We start from the raw sequence: 16,705 nt of genomic DNA, 5'->3' as shown, positions 1-16,705 counted from the left end.
TGCCGCTACAGCTCGAGAACGGACCCGTCGGTGGCCGAAACCGCAGTGGCGAACCGGGCCTGGGCGGCCGCCAAGGTGAGCTCCGGTACGCCGGGCAGGGGATGGTTATGGGTGATCAGCAGGCGTGACACACCGGCCTCCACGGAGATGGTGCCGGCCTCTTCGCCGGAAGTGTGGCCGCGCTCGGCGTGGGCGGGTTCCCACGCTTCATGCAGCAACGTCGTCACGCCCGCCACGTGCCGGATGGTCTGCGGGTCGAACTCGGTGTCGGTGCAATAGGCCAGCCGATCGCCGATGCGGAATCCGGCCGACGGCAGGGGATGGCGGGTCTGCTCCCACGTCTGGATCTCGTGGCCGGCGAAGCTCAACGCGTCCCAGCCCAGCTCGGCCCAGCGCGCCGATGCCAGCGGCGACGCCGTCTGGAACGGGACGGCGAGAAGTTGCTGTTCCACGATCGAACGGGTGGGCCGGCCGTACGCCATCGAGCCCGGCCCGGCGATCGTGAGTTCCCTACCGCCCAGCGCACGCGCGCTGACGAACCCGAGACCGGTCACATGGTCGAGGTGAAAGTGGCTGAGCGCCACAGTCACTGTCTCGACACCGTCGAGTAGGGATGGGTCGACATGCAGTGCACCGAAACCGGTTCCGGCATCGAGCATTAACGCTTCGGTGCCGGCGGTGATCAAATAACAGCTCGTTTGCCGTGAGCTGGTGGGAATCCATCCGCCGCTACCGAGGACCGTCATCCGCATGATGGACGAACCTACGTCGGGTTGGCCCGGCTACGCCAATGATTGCCTCGGCGCGCCTAACTCCTTGCAGCGGAACGCCGACGGCCTGGACGACAGTTCCTGGGATTGTTGTCCAGCGACGGAGTGAACTTCGGCACTCTGGAACACATGATCGGTACAGCGCACCAACGCTGCAACGACAACGTCCTCAGTCACGATGGCTCTGGTCTTCTCCCGCTTCGGCTTGTGCCAAGCTCGGTTTCCACCGCCATGAGAGCGTTTGGGAGCAAATTGGCGGCGCAGGGTCTGACGGCGGAACCAGTGAACAAGCCTGAGCGCTCGCCGCTTCTATGCTGAGCGTAGGCGATGGCTTCCGCGGTCGACAACCCCGTGCCGTTCGTCCATGCTTCCTCAAACGCGTTAACACCCAATATATCTCGCAGCTGCGCTACGAAGTGCAGGTGATCTGCATCGAGAATTTTGAATCTAACCGAGTCCATGCGTTTCCAAGCGGCGTCCGCCGCGCCCAGGAGCATCACAGCTTCGCGTTGACGTCCGGCGGCATTGGCTAAATCAGCCATACACTCCAGAAGATAAGGAACGACAACATATCCACGGGTACCGGCGGCGATGGCCAAAGCTTTCTGAGTGTCGCGCTCGGCTCGGTCAACATCGCCGTGTGCTATCTCAACCCGAGCACGAATACAAAGCGCAGCCGCCGCATACCAACCTTTAGACAATGACACAGCCTCCTCGGCCCAACGCCGCGCCGTGGCGAGATCGCCGAATGCTAACGGCGCCAACGCCGACCATACAAAACACCCTGACATCGCCGGGGCATCTTGGATGCGTCGCTGAATGATGTCACTGGCCCGCAATGCCGACATGGCATCGCCATCGGCCAAGCATGCGACCACGACTGCCCCATGACAGACAGCCTCGTAGGATTCGGCGAGATTCATGCAGATTCGCACTGCCGCATCGGCTGATGCACGAGCGCTGCTTCCGTCGCCCTGATACGCCCGTACGTGGGCCTCCATGACGAGGGCAGACACCAGGATTATCACGTCATGTTCGGCGGCCGCCTCGTCAGCTATTGTGCGGAGCCCGGCAAGCGCTTCGGCCAGGTCGCCGCGCGACGTGCTCACCCACCCCAGGACCCACCGGCACTGACGAGAAAGGAATCGATGACCTATCGCGTCGGCAGCACGAAGTGCTTCAGTGGCTGCTGCCGTCGTGGACCCACCTGGGTCACCGGCTATCACCGCCGTACTGGCCAACCGAACAAGCGTATGGCTAAGCATCCGTTGATCGCCTATTTCGCGGGCGATGCTGGCCGCCTCAGCCAAAAAGGTCTTGGCCGAATCGCTCTCATTCAGACTGGCGCTACCGCGCGCGATCAAAACTCGAGCCAGCAGGGCCTTGTCACCGATGTCGTGGGCAATGGCCAGTGCATGATCGGCATCATCGATGCTGCCCGGTATGCCGATCCAGCCCAGCAGCGTTCCTTTGGCCGCGAAAGCACGCGCCCATATCGCGGGTGCGGCACTTCGCGCCTTGTCGTCGCTGAGTACAGACTCGAGCCAGGTTAGGCCTTCAACAATGTGTCCCCGAGCCAGCCACAGCGGTTGCAATGACGATGCCAACTGCAACGCGGCAGCAGTATCGGAATTTTCACGGCTCCAAACGAATGCGGCGCGCAGGTTGGCGTTCTCGTTTTCCGCCTGCGCGATCCGCTGGGACAGTTCGCTTGACTCGTCGAGCGAAGTGGCCATCGCTGCGTAGTAGTCCCGGTGGCGCGATCGGAACGTGTCCGCCTCACCGAATTGGTCGAGTTTCTCCAACGCGTACTGGCGCACCGTCTCAAGCAATCGGTATCTCGTGCGCGTGCCGTTGTTTTCGGCAACGACAAGCGACTTGTCTACGAGCAACGCGAGTTGATCAAGGACCTGGTAGCGCTCGACATCACTGCCCGCGGCCACTGCCTCCGCAGCGCGTAAGTCAAACCCCCCCATAAACACCGCAAGTCTGCGAAACAAAACTCGTTCGGGCACCGTCAGCAAGGCATGCGACCAATCCACCGAAGCACGTAAGGTCTGTTGACGGCGCATCGCCGTGCGGGAACCGCCAGTCAACAACCGGAATCGGTCGTGCAGACTGCCGACGATCTCATCGAGCGAGAACGCGCGGACCCGGGCCGCCGCCAATTCAATGGCTAACGGCATGCCGTCAAGACGACGGCAAATCTCCTTGATGACAGCGACATTCTCGTCGGTCATCCTGAAATCCGGTCGTGCCCGACATGCACGATCGGCGAACAAATCGAGCGCTTCATCCTCCAGCGACAACGACGGAATCCTCCAAGTGATCTCACCGGCCACCGAAATCGGCTCCCGGCTCGTCGCCAGTAACCTCAACCGCGGACACGCGCCCAACAGACCCGTTATCAAGTTGGCACACGCGTCTAGGACATGCTCGCAATTGTCGAGCACGACAGCCATCCATCGGTCCCCCACGAATCGTCCGATCGCATCGGACATACAGCGGCCCGGCTGGTCGGGCAAACCAAGTGCTCGTCCCACCGCCACCGGAACCAGATCGGGTGCGGTAATCGGCGCAAGATCAACAAACGAAACGTGGCCAGTGAACTCCGCTTCCAGCCGATGCGCGACTTCTATAGCGAATCGGGTCTTGCCCACGCCGCCAGCGCCGGTCAGCGTGACCAACCGATTGACGGCAACAATCTGGCGAATTTCGTCAATCTCTGTGCGGTGACCCACAAAACTGGTGAGGTGCACTGGGAGACTCCCTGCGTCAGCTGATTTGGCTGTTTGCAAGGGGGGGAACTCGTTGTGGAGTTCGCGATGACAGAGCTGGACTACACGCTCCATGCGGGACATACCGCGTAGTTCGTGGCGGCCCAGATCGATCAGCCATGTGCCGGGCGGAAGAAAATCTGCGACGAGCATCTCGGTAGTGCTGGAGAGGACCGTCTGGCCGCCGTAGGCGAGATCACGCAGGCGCGCCGCCTTATTGATCGTCGGACCGACGTAGTTGTCGTGGTCGCGTAGCTGCACCTGTCCGGTATGTAAACCGACACGCAATCGGATCGGCGCCAACGGTCTGTGCTGTAAGTCCAGCGCACATGTCACCGCGTCACTGGCACTTGTGAACGCCAGCACGAAACTATCGCCCTCACCTTGCTCGACCGGTCGCGACCCACCATGGGTAACAACCAATTCCGTCAGGGCCTGGTCCAGCCGGGTGATGGCCACGGTCATCTCGTCAGCCTGTGTCTCCCACAGTTGCGTCGACCTTTCGATATCAGCGAGCAACAATGTGACCGTTCCGGATGGCAGCACCTTTGCTCCTTTCAACCCATGCGCTTGGAACGGATCCCGTCGCGCTGACTGCCTGCGCAGGTCGCGCGCGAAACATCTCGGAACTTATGCACCGAAACATCTCCTGCTACAGGCGATTGCCTTCTGCACAACCTCCAGAGGAAGTTTCACAATTCGGCTAGACCGCGTACCCTAGATGGACTAACAGAACGCACTTGCACGCTCATTTCGGCCAACACGCCGTTGATAGGCGCGACCACTGGCGGTAAAAGGGGCGGCGCGCGTAGCGATTGCGACTTATTTCCTGCATGCCAACACGTTACCTGCCATTCAGTAAATCTGGTCCGCGTGGCCAGTCGCTGACGACCGCGAAATACGCTGATATAACAGTCATTTAACTCCTGCCTGCACATATTCGCCGACAGGTATTCGTGCCTTCTATCTGTTGGCGCCGAACTTTGCATACAGGTATAGGCCGTTCGGCACGTTCGCCGCCATCCACAGCGGCTACGCTATCGGGCCCAGAGAAAGCCGATAGCATTTTCGCGGTCTGCCGCAAAGCCGCCGGCCCTTTACAGCGTGGCCGGCCGCCGTTTTTGGTTGTGAGAGCTGACAGTGGTTGCATTTTGGCCAACGGCGCCAGATCTGAAGCACGAGATCACTGCTCCCACAGCGAGTTCGGTAATCCGTGGCGATGCAAGTCGGCTATGAAGGCCTGGACCAGGGTGTCGGCGGGCGCGGCCACCATCGCGATAACGTCGACCTTGACCGTCGGGCCCAGCCGACGTATCACTCCCGTGGGACGTGGTACCAGCGCCGATACGGGCACGATCGTCACGCCCATTCCGGCGGCAGCGAGCTGGGCTGCTGTGCTGGGACTTCGTGTGCGTAGCACCGAGTTTAAGACAATATTGTGGTGCGCGGCCAACTGGTCGACCCAGGTCGCCATCCCGTTAACGGGGTCGTAGTGCACGAATGTCTCATCAGCCAACGCCCGCACCGGCACCGCCGCCAGCTCGGCGAACCGATGCCCAGCAGGAGCCACGACCACCATCTCTTGCTGCCCGAAAACTTCCACGTGCGCCTCGGTTCGAGTCGGCCGAGGACCCACGGCAACATCACTGCCCCCCGAGGCCAGAATCTCAACCATGGCGTCAGCACTGGTGAACTCCGACAAATCCAGATGTACGTCGGGCCGACGAGACCGCCACTGCCGCAACACCGGGACCAATAGCCACGCGGTCATCGTCTCCACGCAGGAGATACGCAGTCGACCTGCGCCGCCGCTACCGACCCGCCTGCCGATTTGCACTGCCTTTTCAGCTGCACGCAGCGCCACCCGGGCCTCCTCAGCAACAGCACGCCCGGCCACGGTAACGCGTACCCCCCGCCATTGCCGCTCGACCACCGGAACTCCCAATTCCTTTTCTAGAGCGGCGATCTGGTGCGACAGCGCCGGCTGCGACATATACAGCGAGGTCGCCGCCGCACTCATCGAGCCGTGCTCGACAAGCGCCACCAGACACTCGAGCGCTCGTAACGTTGTCATTCCGCCTGCAATGCAGTGAGGGTTGGCACGCTAAACACCGCAAGAATCGGGACTTTGGCGTGAAGAGGTCCGCTCGAGCGCGCTCCAAAACCGGTTTACCATGCACAGTCCGGCACCATTTAGTTCCGGCCCTGACCCGGAGAGTGTGCTACGGCTTCGATGATGCGGTAGCTGCCGCGCAGGGATTTTACCCTGCTCACGCGTAACCCTGCCTGTTGAAGTAAGGCGTCGAATTGGGATATATCGCGCTCTTGACCGCTGAAGAAGAAGAGCATTCCCATGTCCATGAGAGCGGCGTCGATCGTGGCACGGTCGGGTGCAACGACCATCTCGACGATGAACAACCGGCCGCCGGGGTTCATGGCCCGGCGGACGTTACCGAGCAGAGTGATGCACGACCGATCGTCCCAGTCATGCAGGATAAATTTGAGTAGGAAGATATCAGCGTTGGGAACCGACTCAAAGAAGTTGCCGGCGATGCCCGTTACTCGCTGCGTGAGCCCTCGCCGCTGCACTTCTTGCACGACGCCGGGAATCACATGTGGAAGGTCGAGAACCGCACCCGTCAACTGTGGGTTTCGGTCTACCAGTTCACTGACGAAGACGCCGTTAGCCCCTCCTACGTCCACCGCATATCTGGCCGCACCGACATCAATGACTGACACCGCTTCGCGAATCACCGGTGTAGACACATCGGTCATCGCCGCGCTGAACATACGCGCTTCGTCGGGGTGCTCTGCGTAATACTCGAAAACACTGGTGCCCAGTGCCTCTACGACCTGGTTCTGGCCGCGCGCGATGGCTTGCGGCGCACGCGCGGCGGGAAGCCAGAAGGCCGGTCCCACTGCTGCCTGCGCGTAGGACTTGAGTGACTCCGGAGCGTCCCTGTGCAGGACGCGAAGCATCGAAGTCGTGGAAAAGGTTTGATCACTGCTGTTGTAGTCGATCAGCCCCATCGCCACGCCGGCGCGCAGCAGCCGGTAGAGCATTCCCGGGTCGACGGACTCACGTTCGGCAATCTCTTGAGCACTCAGCGATTCCGTCTCCAGGTGCTCAGCGACCGAGAGGCCCGCCAGACAACGCACTGCTTGGGTCCCCCAAGCCGCCATGATCAACCGGTAAACTTCGCTGTAACTGTCAGCGTCTGTGTCAAAAACCACCGTGAGCATTCCAATCTGTATTGGGGTGTGTAGGGCGTTATTTCGGCCGAATTCGAGGCCCCTAGCGCAGTATGGGGACTTTCAAAAGACCGTGACGCCGCCGTGTACGGAGTGAGTCGGGGAATCTGTTTGTCGAAAACCGACCGCCAGATTGCAGACAGCGTGCCGGCTGGCGACTAGCCCGATAGCCCAAATCCAGTGTGCTGAGATGACGTCATGGGCCCGCATCGCGAGCGAGGAAGCAGATTTAGGCAATGTCCATCTCGTTTCTCACGTGATCCAGACAATTAGAAGATGCCGGCCAAAACGTCTCGCGCATGGGCGATCCCGCGTCATGGGTGTTGCTATCACGCTAAGTGTTATTTTTGCGGTACCTCCATGGCAGGTCGGTCAGCTAATCTCTCGTCTAGGCTAGCCATCGGTTTGCCTGCTGTGTGGCTCGGTCAGATGAAAGTTCCGACGGCCAAAGTTAGTTTTCTCGAATACCAAGCGCTCGCACCAGTGGTCGCGCTTCAACAGGATGATTGGTGATCATTAGGCCTTCCGAATGAATCTGTGCGGATGTCTACCGACCCGCGGGCGCACCTTGTGCGCACTCACGGCGGCCGTTCGTACGTAGGGCATAGAACGACTTGGCGATCCGGAACAGAACGTCGGGATGCAGCAGGCGCGCCGGCGGATCGATCATCCCAACGACTCTCAAGAAGTGATCCGCGATGAGCGCGTCAGTCTCGGCGGCGCTAAGGACTTGCTCCATAAAAGCGTTGCTCAGTCGCACCCGTACTGGGCGTGGTGCCTCGACTTCGGGCAGCGCCAAATCCGAGCTGACCGCCGTCTGCCAGGCAGCACCGATCGGCCTGGCGCTGCCCCGGAAGAACCGCCGCGGCAGGTCGTGCGGTCCGCGGTGCAGACACGTGCGCAGCACAGTAGCCTCTACCGCGGCCACCGCCATGCCTTGCGCATAAATCGGATTGAAGCTGCAGATCGCGTCACCGATGACAAGCAGCCCCGCAGGTGTACGGCGCATCTTGTCGTAGCGCCGCCATCTGCTGGACGGGACACGGTAGTGGGCCATTTCGCCCAATGGCTCGGCGGCCCGCACCGCGGCAACCGCCTTTGCGGGCGCGTGCTGCTCAAGGAAGGTGAGCATGTCGCGGCGCTCGGTGGGCAGCTCGTGGCCCACCATCGAGATGAGAGTGAGCATCCATATGTTGTTTTCGCACACCTGCAACCCGAATCCCGTTGGGCGGCCGGGCTTAGGGTTGACGACAAAGAAGTTTTCACTAAGTGAGCCTGACGGGATATGTAGTGGCTGCGTGGCGTAGGCCAGGTGGACGACGAGTTTCTCCTCGCGAGGCCGGCCGTAGCCCAGATCTGCGAGAAAAGTAGGGGTGCGCGAACCTCGGCCGGTTGCATCCACGACTAGGTCAGCGGGCAGTGTCGTCTCGTCAGCGGTGTCACGTTTAGCCAGACGGACACCGGTGACCCCGTCGCGGGCGGGGTTGAAGGTGAGCCCCACCACGTCGTGGCCGTCGCGGATTGTCACGTTCGGACAGGCTCGCAGCCTGCGCCGCACATGGCTTTCCAGCAGTGGCCGGCTGGCAAAGTACTGCATATTGTCCTTTGGGTATCGCAGACGGCCGCTCTGCGCCAGGACGTGCCCACCAACCGAGACGTGGAAGCTGGCGAGATCGCCGTCATCCCAGATCGGCACGCCGTCGGCGACCAGTTCATTGCGAAGCCCAGGAAACAAATCCTCCAGAACATGGGAACCCCGAGCCTGCATGATGTGGATATGGGCGCCCTGAGGCACGCCACGTCGGTTCCTGGGCTCTTGGGGCAGAACGTCGCGGTCAACCACTGTCACGCTCGAATAGAAGTCGGCTAACACGCGCGCCGCGAATAGCCCACTCATACTGGCCCCCAGGACGACAGCACGCTCACTCCGTTTCAACGACAAACACCTTCCTTTCGTACTGGCCGCCTTCCAGCAGCGCAGCATCGCGTTTGCATCGGAATTCCGGGCGCACGACTGCCTCTCTGGAGGCCAACCTCGGTTGCCATGGCTTGCCACTGTGACGCGGTGTACTGCCAACAGCTTTGTACGGCAGGGTATTAGCTGCCGGGATCGATATTTCAGACACCTCCACCGGTATGCGTTAGGTAGCGATCTTCAGCCAGGTTAGCCATCGCGAAGTCAGCGGCGTGGTTCGGCCACATGAATCTTTTAGTAGCTTTGAGCAAGAAATACGAATATCACCGCTGCGGATGCGAAAGGTTTCGCACCGGTCGATCATGGTTCACTCAGCGCATTGGTTGGAGCGCTGCATATGCCACGGCCATTGGTCTCGATACTGCGCTGGGACAGCCGTGGACCGAAACAGGCTGTAGCCGTGGCACATTCACGAGATATTCTAGAAGGGCCGCCTCACGGCGGCCATCGCGCGGCTCGCAAATGGCAAAGTCAGGAGCCGCGGCCTACGAGGTTGAGTTCGAAGCAATGGAACTACCAAAGCTGCTGATGAGAGTTTGTGGAAACTTGATATGAGAGTTGGTATGCACGATAGCCGCGGCTACGCTCGGAAAGCATGGTCACTATGCCCACCCTGGACGGTGTCGAACACAGGTACGTGGATCTCGGCGGGGGCGTCACGATCCATGTCGCAGACGCCGGGCCGGCGGATGGGCCGGCAGTGATGCTCGTGCACGGGTTCCCTGAGAACTGGTGGGAGTGGCACGAGCTGATCGGCCCACTAACCGCCTGGGGGTACCGGGTGCTCTGTCCCGACCTGCGTGGCGCGGGCTGGAGCTCTGCGCCGCGATCCAGCTACCTCAAGGCAGAAATGGCCGACGATCTGGCCGACGTTCTCGACCACCTGGGCGTTGCCACGGTCAAGCTCGTCGCCCACGATTGGGGTGGGCCCATCGCGTTCATCATGATGCTGCGCCATCCGGAAAAGGTGACCAGATTCTTCGGCTTGAATACCGTGGCACCCTATGTGAGGCGCGACCTCGCGATGTTGCGCAATATGTGGCGGTTCTGGTATCAGATCCCGATGTTGCTGCCAGTGATCGGTCCCCGCGTGATCAGTGATCCCAAGGCCCGGTTTTTCCGACTGCTGTTGGCGTGGGCCGGTGGCGGTTATTCGATGCCCCAGGAGGACATCCGGATGTACGTCGAGTGCATGCGCGAGCCGGGGCACGCCGTGGCCGGCTCGCGCTGGTATCGCACTTTTCAGACTAAAGAGGTGCTGCCCTGGATGCGCGGCGAGTACGAGGACGGTCGGCTCGACGTACCGGTCCGCTGGCTTCATGGTACTGAAGATCCCGTGATCACCCCGGACCTGATGGACGGATATCCCGAGCACATAAGCGATTTCGAGATCGAGCTGGTCGACGGCGTCGGCCACTGGATAGTCCAGCAGCGACCGGAGCTGGTACTCGACCGGGTCCGAGCATTTATTGGCGCTGAAACGTAAATCACCTCAATACGTTTCGGCGCGTCTTCGCCATAGCTTTAGTGTCGGGACAATGCGGGCCGCGTTCCTCAGGGCCGGGCCAGAATGCGGATGCAGCTGCCGTCCCGGCGCTCGCGCTTCTCGATGCCCAACGGCGGGTCTTCTGGCAAGACGACCGACCTGACCGACCTAAAATCATCACCACCGTCTCTGCCAGGATTTCCAGATTCGAAATCCGCTGCGGCCGTGCAGCGGAAGGCGAGTTCCGGGGTGGCCCAACGGATGGACTCCGCAACCGACCTACCGGTTCGGTCGTCGATATCCGCGAGTAGCTACACATTGCGGGTGTTCCCGCTCGATGATCTCTTAGCGTGCAGGACCTGCACCGCTAGCGTTGCAAAGCGTGTGGCGTCAGCTCGCGATCGCCCAGCCCTCGCGTGGCCGGAATGATGAAAAATAGGAATGCGGTGGTTAAGTTATTCGAATGACAACTTTGCGGACTCTGGAGTGTTTGGTCGCACTGGTCGACCACGGATCGGTCAGCGCGGCAGCTGCGGCACTTTACATGTCGCAACCGGCGCTTTCGCACCAGATAGCTTCTTTGGAAAAAGAACTGGGCGCTCCCGTAGCGGAGCGGCTTTGGCGTGGCGTGCGTATCACCGCGGCGGGCCGGGCCACAGCCGAAGAGGCGCGGGTAGCCCTGCAGGCTGCCGAGCAGGCGGTGAAGATCGGGCAGCGAGTTGCCCGTGCCGGCACGGGCAGAATACGCATCTCCTGTGTGGAGACAATGACGGCATGGCTGTTGCTTCCGGTGCTGCGCCAGTGGCGCTCTCGCCGTCCCGACGTGCACCTGGATTTGTCGGAGTTCACCAGCGCGGACGCCATGCTCGAGTTACTCGAAGCGGGGCGTACTGATGTTGCCTTTGGCCCTCGGCCTACCCGCACCGATGCGCATGTAACGGTTTTCGGTAAGGAAGAGGTCGTGGTGGTGGCAGCCGCGGGCCACCCGTTTACCGATCTCTCCGGTGTGCCGTTTTCCGCCCTCGTCAGCGAGCCGTTCGTGCATTACCATCCCGACAACGGCATGGCGACCTGGGTCGACCAGCTCGCAGCCCACCATGACGTCGTGCTCGATCCGGTGTTGCGCACGGGTAGTCCGCGTACGGCGGCCCAGCTCGCGGCGGCGGGAATGGGTGTCACCATCGTGCCGGTGTCGGCGTTGCCTTCACGGCCGACAGGAACTGTGCGCCGGCTACGTCCCATGATCAAGCGCGATGTCGTCGCGGTGGTCGCCGCACCATCAGATACTCTCGTCCACCAATTCGTCTCCGACATTCATCGTCGCGGCCTACCCGCCTGGGCTGGACCAACATAACGGCGTCTGGATCAGGCATTGCGGAACCCTTTGCTAATTAAAGGATTATCGTTCCGCACAACGGATTTTGTTGCCGCGCTGGCGTGCCCAGCTTGCGGCAGATTCCGACAAGCGGACGATAACGCGTGGCATCGTTGCGCATCAAGATCTCCCCGAGACCATCGAATTCGCAGCTAAATTGAGCCGCGCGGTGGTATTCGCAGAATTGTACTAGATCATAGATTAGATGCATTCTATCTAAGTTGCCGCAGCCGCCTTGCGACCGTTAGGCTGAGCAAATCCACTCGCCGGATCCTGTGCAGAACTCACCGCGGCAGCGGGGGGCGCCTGCCGAGGGGGACTTAGTGTGATCACCAAACACGGGGTGGCAGAGTCCCAAATGACCGATCTCGTGGACTGGGGATTTAACACAGAAGGGAATACGTGGCGCAAGCGTCGATACATGTGCTGATCCCCGGTGGCTGGCACGGGGCGTGGTCGTGGCGACCGGTTGCCGAGAGGCTTCGCGCGGCGGGTCACCGAGCTATCATCTTGACCCTACCTGGTTTAGGAGACGGCGACGATCCATCGGGCTACAAGCTTCAGGACGCGGTCGACTACATCGTCAACGAGGTGCGCCGGCGGGATCTCGACAAAGTGATTCTCGTCGCGCATAGCTGGGGGGGTTATCCTGCCACCGGCGCCGCTCACCTACTCGCCGACCGGGTCAGCAAGATCGTCTACTACAACGCGCAGATACCGATCCGTGGCAGATCTTTGGCCGATGACACCCCGCAGGAGAACCGCGAGTTGATGCTGCGCTTGATCGACGAATCGCCTGTTGGCGCCATCGCGCCCACATTGGAATACGTCGAGCAGATGTTCCTGCAAGGTGTCGCGCCGGATCTGCAGCGGCTGGTGGCCGATCTGCTGACTCCCCAACCCGGTAACTATTTCCTCGATGCTCCCGACATCGGCGTGGCGACTCTCGCTATACCTACTGCCTACATATACAGCGACTGCGATCACGCTATGCAGTGGCCGGGGGCAGCGTTCGCCGCCCGGCTCGGTGTCGCGCCCGTCGTCGTTCCGGGGACGCACGACAGTATGCTGACCCACCCCGACGAAGTGGCCAAGGCGATCCTCACAGCCTGATTGGTGGAAGCCTGACGACTGTCGACGTCGTGTATACGGTTGTCGTGGCGGTAAATTCGACTTCGGCCCTTCGCCCAATCGCGAGCCGGACCGATATCTGGTCTTCAGCTTGGTATTCAGGAAAACTAAGCTGATTACCTAAAAGGCGCATGCCGTGAAGGTATAAGTTCAGGCCGCAGACGGTTAACCTAGTAATAGATCGCCCTCGTGCCAGCCCACGGCGCAGTATCGCGTGTGATTGGGTCCGCGTGAAACCCGAGACAAGCCAGGAGCATTCGGACACCACGAATTGATGATTCACGCGCGCGGTCGTGCAGGAGGCGAGGTTGTTGTGAGATTCGCGGTCAGCTTGCCGAACTGCATGCACGTAGCGGCAATCACCCAGCCTTGGGAACACGAAGTCGATGGGCGCGACATCGCGACGGTCGCACAACGGGCCGAGCAGCTCGGTTTCTCGATGGTGCTGCTGCCCGAGCACTTCCTCATACCAACGACCCATGTTGAATTCTCCGGCGACCACTATTTTGATGCGACCACCGCGCAGGCGTACATCGCGGGCGCAACGTCGACGATCACCATCGGATCCATGGTGAAGATCCTGCCGCTGCACAACCCGGTGATCGCCGCCAAGCAGATCGCGACCCTCGACTGGTTCAGCGGCGGCCGCTCTCAAACCACCATTGGCGTCGGATGGCTCAAGGAGGAGTACGACGCGGTCGGCGCGCCTTTCGGCAAGCGCGGCCGGATGGCCGACGAATACCTGAGCGCGATGTTCGAACTCTGGCACAGCGACTCACCGTCATTCGACGGTGAGTTCGTGTCTTTCCAGGACGTTGTCTTTGGGCCCAAGCCAATTCGCCAGCCCCATCCGCTGATCTGGGTCGGCGGCGACGCGGACGCCGCCCTGTGCCGCGCGGCACGGTTTGCCGACGGTTGGGCGCCGTGGCTAACCAAGCCCGAGGAGCTGCCGGCGAAGATGGACTACCTTCGCTCCCAGCCGGGCTTCGATGGCCGTCCGTTCTCGGTCTTTTACAGCCTCGCCGGCCTCCGCATCGGCGAGGAACACACCATCGTCGACCACCCGAACGCACAGTTGGCGCAGAGTGCGCAGCAGGTAATCGACGATTGCGGCATGCTCGCCGAGCGCGGGGTGACCCACACCTGGGTCGATCCGCCTCCGCTCAGCGACGTCACCGCCTACATGGATCACATGCAGTGGGTTGCCGAAGAGGTCATCCCCAAAGTGGGGTAGCCGCCGGAATGGGCGTCCTAGTCAATTGTGGCGCAAGGAGTGCCCGCGGCCGCGGGTGATGTCGGCCGAGCGGCCAAGACCTCCACCCGGTCGGCATCCCGGGCACCCGCAGAACACCGGTCAAGGGCCATCGTGGCAGGCGTTGTCGGATGGCGACAACGGCCCGCCGCGCCGTTGTCCGGTTCCGGCAAGCGCTGCCGCACCCCTTCACACCACCATGGGAGTTGATAACCAAAGTTCAGCTAGGAGGCGTGGTGATGGTCGGCGTCGAGCGGATCGACGGTGGACCTCGGTCGGCGATCGTCGTCGGTGCGGGCATCGTCGGATTGTTCACCGCGTGGTTCTTACAGGAACGTGGCGTCGAGGTCACGGTGGTGGATCGCACTGGCGTGGCCGCCGGCGCCTCCTGGGGCAACGCCGGGTGGATCGCGCCAGGGATAACCCTTCCGCTGAACTCCCCGGGCATTTTGGGCCACGGGCTGCGCGCGCCTCGCGACCCGACCGCTCGGTTGCGCATGCCATTGACCGCCGCCGGAGAACTCGGGGCCTTCCTAACGCAATTCGTCGCCAACAGCGGGCCATCGTCGTGGCGGCGGGCGATACGGGCCAACGTGGCGCTCAACGAAGACTGCATCGAAGCCTTCGACGTACTCATCGCCAATGGGGTCGATGCGCCGGTGACCGATGCACCGATCACCGCGCTGTTTCACACCACCCGAGAGGCCGAGTATGTGTTGTGGCAGCTAGGCCAGCTCGAAAAGGCGGGCCAGCCAATGTATGTCACCGGATTATCGGGCGAAGCGTTACGTGAGCACATACCCCTGGCATCGCCGGCGGTCACCGCCGGGCTCAGTGTCAACGGGCAGCGCTTCATCGACCCGCGCCGATTCGTGGAAGCCCTGGGCCGCTCAGTTGTGGACCGCGGGGCCACGATACGCAGGCTGGAAATCCACGACGTACTGAGCTCAGATAGCGGCGTCACGGCGCAGTCGCGCCGCGGAACGTCGCTGACCGCCGATGCCGCGGTGATCGCCACCGGCGCCCGGCTGTCACAGCTGGCCGGCCGCTGGCTGCGCGTGCCGGTGCAGGCCGGTCACGGCTACTCGTTTACCGTGCCCGTGGACCGCCCGCTTCCGAGCCCCATCTACCTGCCGCACGGGCGGGTGGCCTGCACACCCTACAAGGGCGCCATGCGTGTCTCGGGCACCACGGAATTCGGCCAGCTGCACCGACTCGTCGCACCACAACGGGCGGAGGCCCTGGTCGCCGCTGCCGGCCCCTTGCTGGATGGCGTGCGCTGGGACGAGCGCAGCAACCTATGGGTTGGTGCGCACGCGGTCACCCCAGACGGCCGCGCGCTGATCGGTGAGGTGTCACCCGGCGTCTACACGGCCGGTGGACACGGCATGTGGAGATTGGCGCACCGCCCGGTGACCGGGCGACTGTTGGCCGAACAGATCACCACTGGCAAGGCAACCCCAGGCCCTCGCGGAGTTCGATCCGCTGCGCCGAAGCGGCCGCGGGCACTCGCGATATCCGCGGGCCTGAATTCTCGCCCCACCAGGGCATCCGAGTCGTCGGGGGCGGTTGCCGTGCTTTGGCCCGCCCCTGACGACACCCCTCGATACGAAAGGACACCAACGAAAATGACTAGCATCCAACGCATCCGGATGACGCGACAGGATTACAGCCGGCTGCACACCGAACTTGCCGCGCTGCGCTCGCGGGGCAGTATCGAAGTTGCGGACGATTTGATGGATAGCGACGGCAACCTCGTCGCGCGTGACGGATTGCGACAAGCCCGCATCCGCGAGATTGAAGATGTGCTGACCAACGCGGTCGTCAGTGAGGACGTCTACGACCCTGTCTCCGGACCGGGCATGGTTATGACCATCCGTTACGAGCCCACCGGCGAGACCGAAACGTTTCTGCTCGCCGGCCGTGCCGAAGACACCGGCATCAAGGTTTACTCGACGTTGTCGCCGCTGGGCCACGCGATGGCCGGCGCACGTCCGGGCGACCAGCGCATCTACTCAATCCCTGGTGAGACAGGGCGACTGGTGACGCTGCTGAAGGTCGTGCCCTACGAAATGTACGTGGCGAAAAGCCTTGGGCCACAGTCGGCCCACCGCAAGCAACGATAGCCGCGGAGCACCAAGACAATCAAGAAGAGCCAGCCGGGGACGCTACATAAACCCGCTGCCGCGTTTCATGAAAGGGACGAAAATGACCAGTGCGGAGCCCATGTGGATCTCGACGCAAGCCTACGAGCGGCTACAACGGGAACTGGCCGCCCCTCGTGTGTTGCATACCAGCGCATCTGACGTCGGGTCCGATGAAAACACCACCGCTGCCCGACACGCGTGGCAGGCCCGGCTTCAAAAGATTCATGACCTGTTGGTCAATGCCGTCGTCGGCGAGGACCCGCCCGACGATGGGATCGCCGAACCCGGCATGGTGTTGACCATCTGCTACGACGACACCGGTGACATCGAAACCTTCCTGCTGGGCGTGCGCGGCGCTGAATACGGCGACATCGAGGTCTACTCCAACCAATCCCCGCTGGGCGCCGCGATTGCGGGCGCACGCCCCGGCGAGCGACGCACCTATACCCGGCCCAATGGCACCGTCCTGACCGTCACACTCCTTGACGCCGTGCCCTACAGCATGCACACGGCCGACTCGAAGTAATGGCGCACGTCATT

11 protein-coding genes and 1 pseudogene are annotated in these 16,705 nt (G+C 62.0%); 7 read left to right on the top strand and 5 right to left on the bottom strand.

All coding sequences use genetic code 11. The annotated features are described in order from the left end of the window. Window positions 1-5 precede the first annotated feature (5 nt). From VGG53_RS19430 to VGG53_RS19410, 5 genes are all read right to left on the bottom strand, one after another. The gene (locus VGG53_RS19430) at window positions 6-752 is read right to left on the bottom strand and encodes an MBL fold metallo-hydrolase (protein WP_331519715.1); all 747 of its coding nucleotides are present in this window, start codon (window positions 750-752) and stop codon (window positions 6-8) included. 191 nt (window positions 753-943) lie between these two features. Then, on the bottom strand, window positions 944-4,093 hold the full coding sequence (locus VGG53_RS19425) for an adenylate/guanylate cyclase domain-containing protein (protein ID WP_331519714.1): 3,150 nt from the start codon (window positions 4,091-4,093) through the stop codon (window positions 944-946). Window positions 4,094-4,730: 637 nt separating this feature from the next. Further along, window positions 4,731-5,621 carry a LysR family transcriptional regulator gene (locus tag VGG53_RS19420; protein ID WP_331519712.1) on the bottom strand — a complete coding sequence of 297 codons (891 nt, stop codon included), beginning with the start codon at window positions 5,619-5,621 and terminating at the stop codon, window positions 4,731-4,733. A gap of 119 nt (window positions 5,622-5,740) precedes the next feature. Next, complete coding sequence (locus VGG53_RS19415; protein WP_331519711.1) at window positions 5,741-6,781, bottom strand: methyltransferase; 1,041 nt, start codon at window positions 6,779-6,781, stop codon at window positions 5,741-5,743. A gap of 565 nt (window positions 6,782-7,346) precedes the next feature. Beyond that, on the bottom strand, window positions 7,347-8,783 hold the full coding sequence (locus VGG53_RS19410) for an FAD-dependent oxidoreductase (protein ID WP_331519733.1): 1,437 nt from the start codon (window positions 8,781-8,783) through the stop codon (window positions 7,347-7,349). Between the two features lie 586 nt (window positions 8,784-9,369). Here VGG53_RS19410 and VGG53_RS19405 point away from each other — a divergent pair. From VGG53_RS19405 to VGG53_RS19375, 7 genes and pseudogenes are all read left to right on the top strand, one after another. Further along, the gene (locus tag VGG53_RS19405) at window positions 9,370-10,260 is read left to right on the top strand and encodes an alpha/beta hydrolase (protein WP_331519710.1); all 891 of its coding nucleotides are present in this window, start codon (window positions 9,370-9,372) and stop codon (window positions 10,258-10,260) included. A 463-nt stretch (window positions 10,261-10,723) separates the two neighbouring features. Then, the gene (locus VGG53_RS19400; RefSeq protein WP_331519708.1) at window positions 10,724-11,614 is read left to right on the top strand and encodes a LysR family transcriptional regulator; all 891 of its coding nucleotides are present in this window, start codon (window positions 10,724-10,726) and stop codon (window positions 11,612-11,614) included. A gap of 423 nt (window positions 11,615-12,037) precedes the next feature. Next, on the top strand, window positions 12,038-12,748 hold the full coding sequence (locus VGG53_RS19395) for an alpha/beta hydrolase (RefSeq protein WP_331519707.1): 711 nt from the start codon (window positions 12,038-12,040) through the stop codon (window positions 12,746-12,748). Between the two features lie 331 nt (window positions 12,749-13,079). Further along, window positions 13,080-14,000, top strand: a complete 921-nt coding sequence (locus VGG53_RS19390; RefSeq protein ID WP_331519706.1) for a TIGR03619 family F420-dependent LLM class oxidoreductase — start codon at window positions 13,080-13,082, stop codon at window positions 13,998-14,000. A gap of 257 nt (window positions 14,001-14,257) precedes the next feature. Beyond that, window positions 14,258-15,548 (top strand): annotated as a pseudogene (locus tag VGG53_RS19385) (NAD(P)/FAD-dependent oxidoreductase). A 98-nt stretch (window positions 15,549-15,646) separates the two neighbouring features. After that, entirely contained in the window at window positions 15,647-16,144 is a 498-nt protein-coding gene (locus tag VGG53_RS19380) for a GreA/GreB family elongation factor (RefSeq protein WP_331519705.1), read from the top strand. An 82-nt stretch (window positions 16,145-16,226) separates the two neighbouring features. Continuing rightward, the gene (locus tag VGG53_RS19375; protein ID WP_331519704.1) at window positions 16,227-16,691 is read left to right on the top strand and encodes a GreA/GreB family elongation factor; all 465 of its coding nucleotides are present in this window, start codon (window positions 16,227-16,229) and stop codon (window positions 16,689-16,691) included. Window positions 16,692-16,705 lie beyond the last annotated feature (14 nt).

It is taken from the genome of Mycobacterium sp., from assembly GCF_036490025.1.
GTDB lineage: Bacteria > Actinomycetota > Actinomycetes > Mycobacteriales > Mycobacteriaceae > Mycobacterium.
This window is presented reverse-complemented; position numbering and strand designations above follow the sequence as displayed.

Coding starts and splice junctions, on each gene's coding strand:
- VGG53_RS19430 (WP_331519715.1), bottom strand. CDS start 752: ATGCGGATGACGGTCCTCGGTAGCGGCGGATGGATTCCCACCAGCTCA.
- VGG53_RS19420 (WP_331519712.1), bottom strand. CDS start 5,621: ATGACAACGTTACGAGCGCTCGAGTGTCTGGTGGCGCTTGTCGAGCAC.
- VGG53_RS19410 (WP_331519733.1), bottom strand. CDS start 8,783: ATGCTGCGCTGCTGGAAGGCGGCCAGTACGAAAGGAAGGTGTTTGTCG.
- VGG53_RS19405 (WP_331519710.1), top strand. CDS start 9,370: ATGGTCACTATGCCCACCCTGGACGGTGTCGAACACAGGTACGTGGAT.
- VGG53_RS19400 (WP_331519708.1), top strand. CDS start 10,724: ATGACAACTTTGCGGACTCTGGAGTGTTTGGTCGCACTGGTCGACCAC.
- VGG53_RS19380 (WP_331519705.1), top strand. CDS start 15,647: ATGACTAGCATCCAACGCATCCGGATGACGCGACAGGATTACAGCCGG.
- VGG53_RS19375 (WP_331519704.1), top strand. CDS start 16,227: ATGACCAGTGCGGAGCCCATGTGGATCTCGACGCAAGCCTACGAGCGG.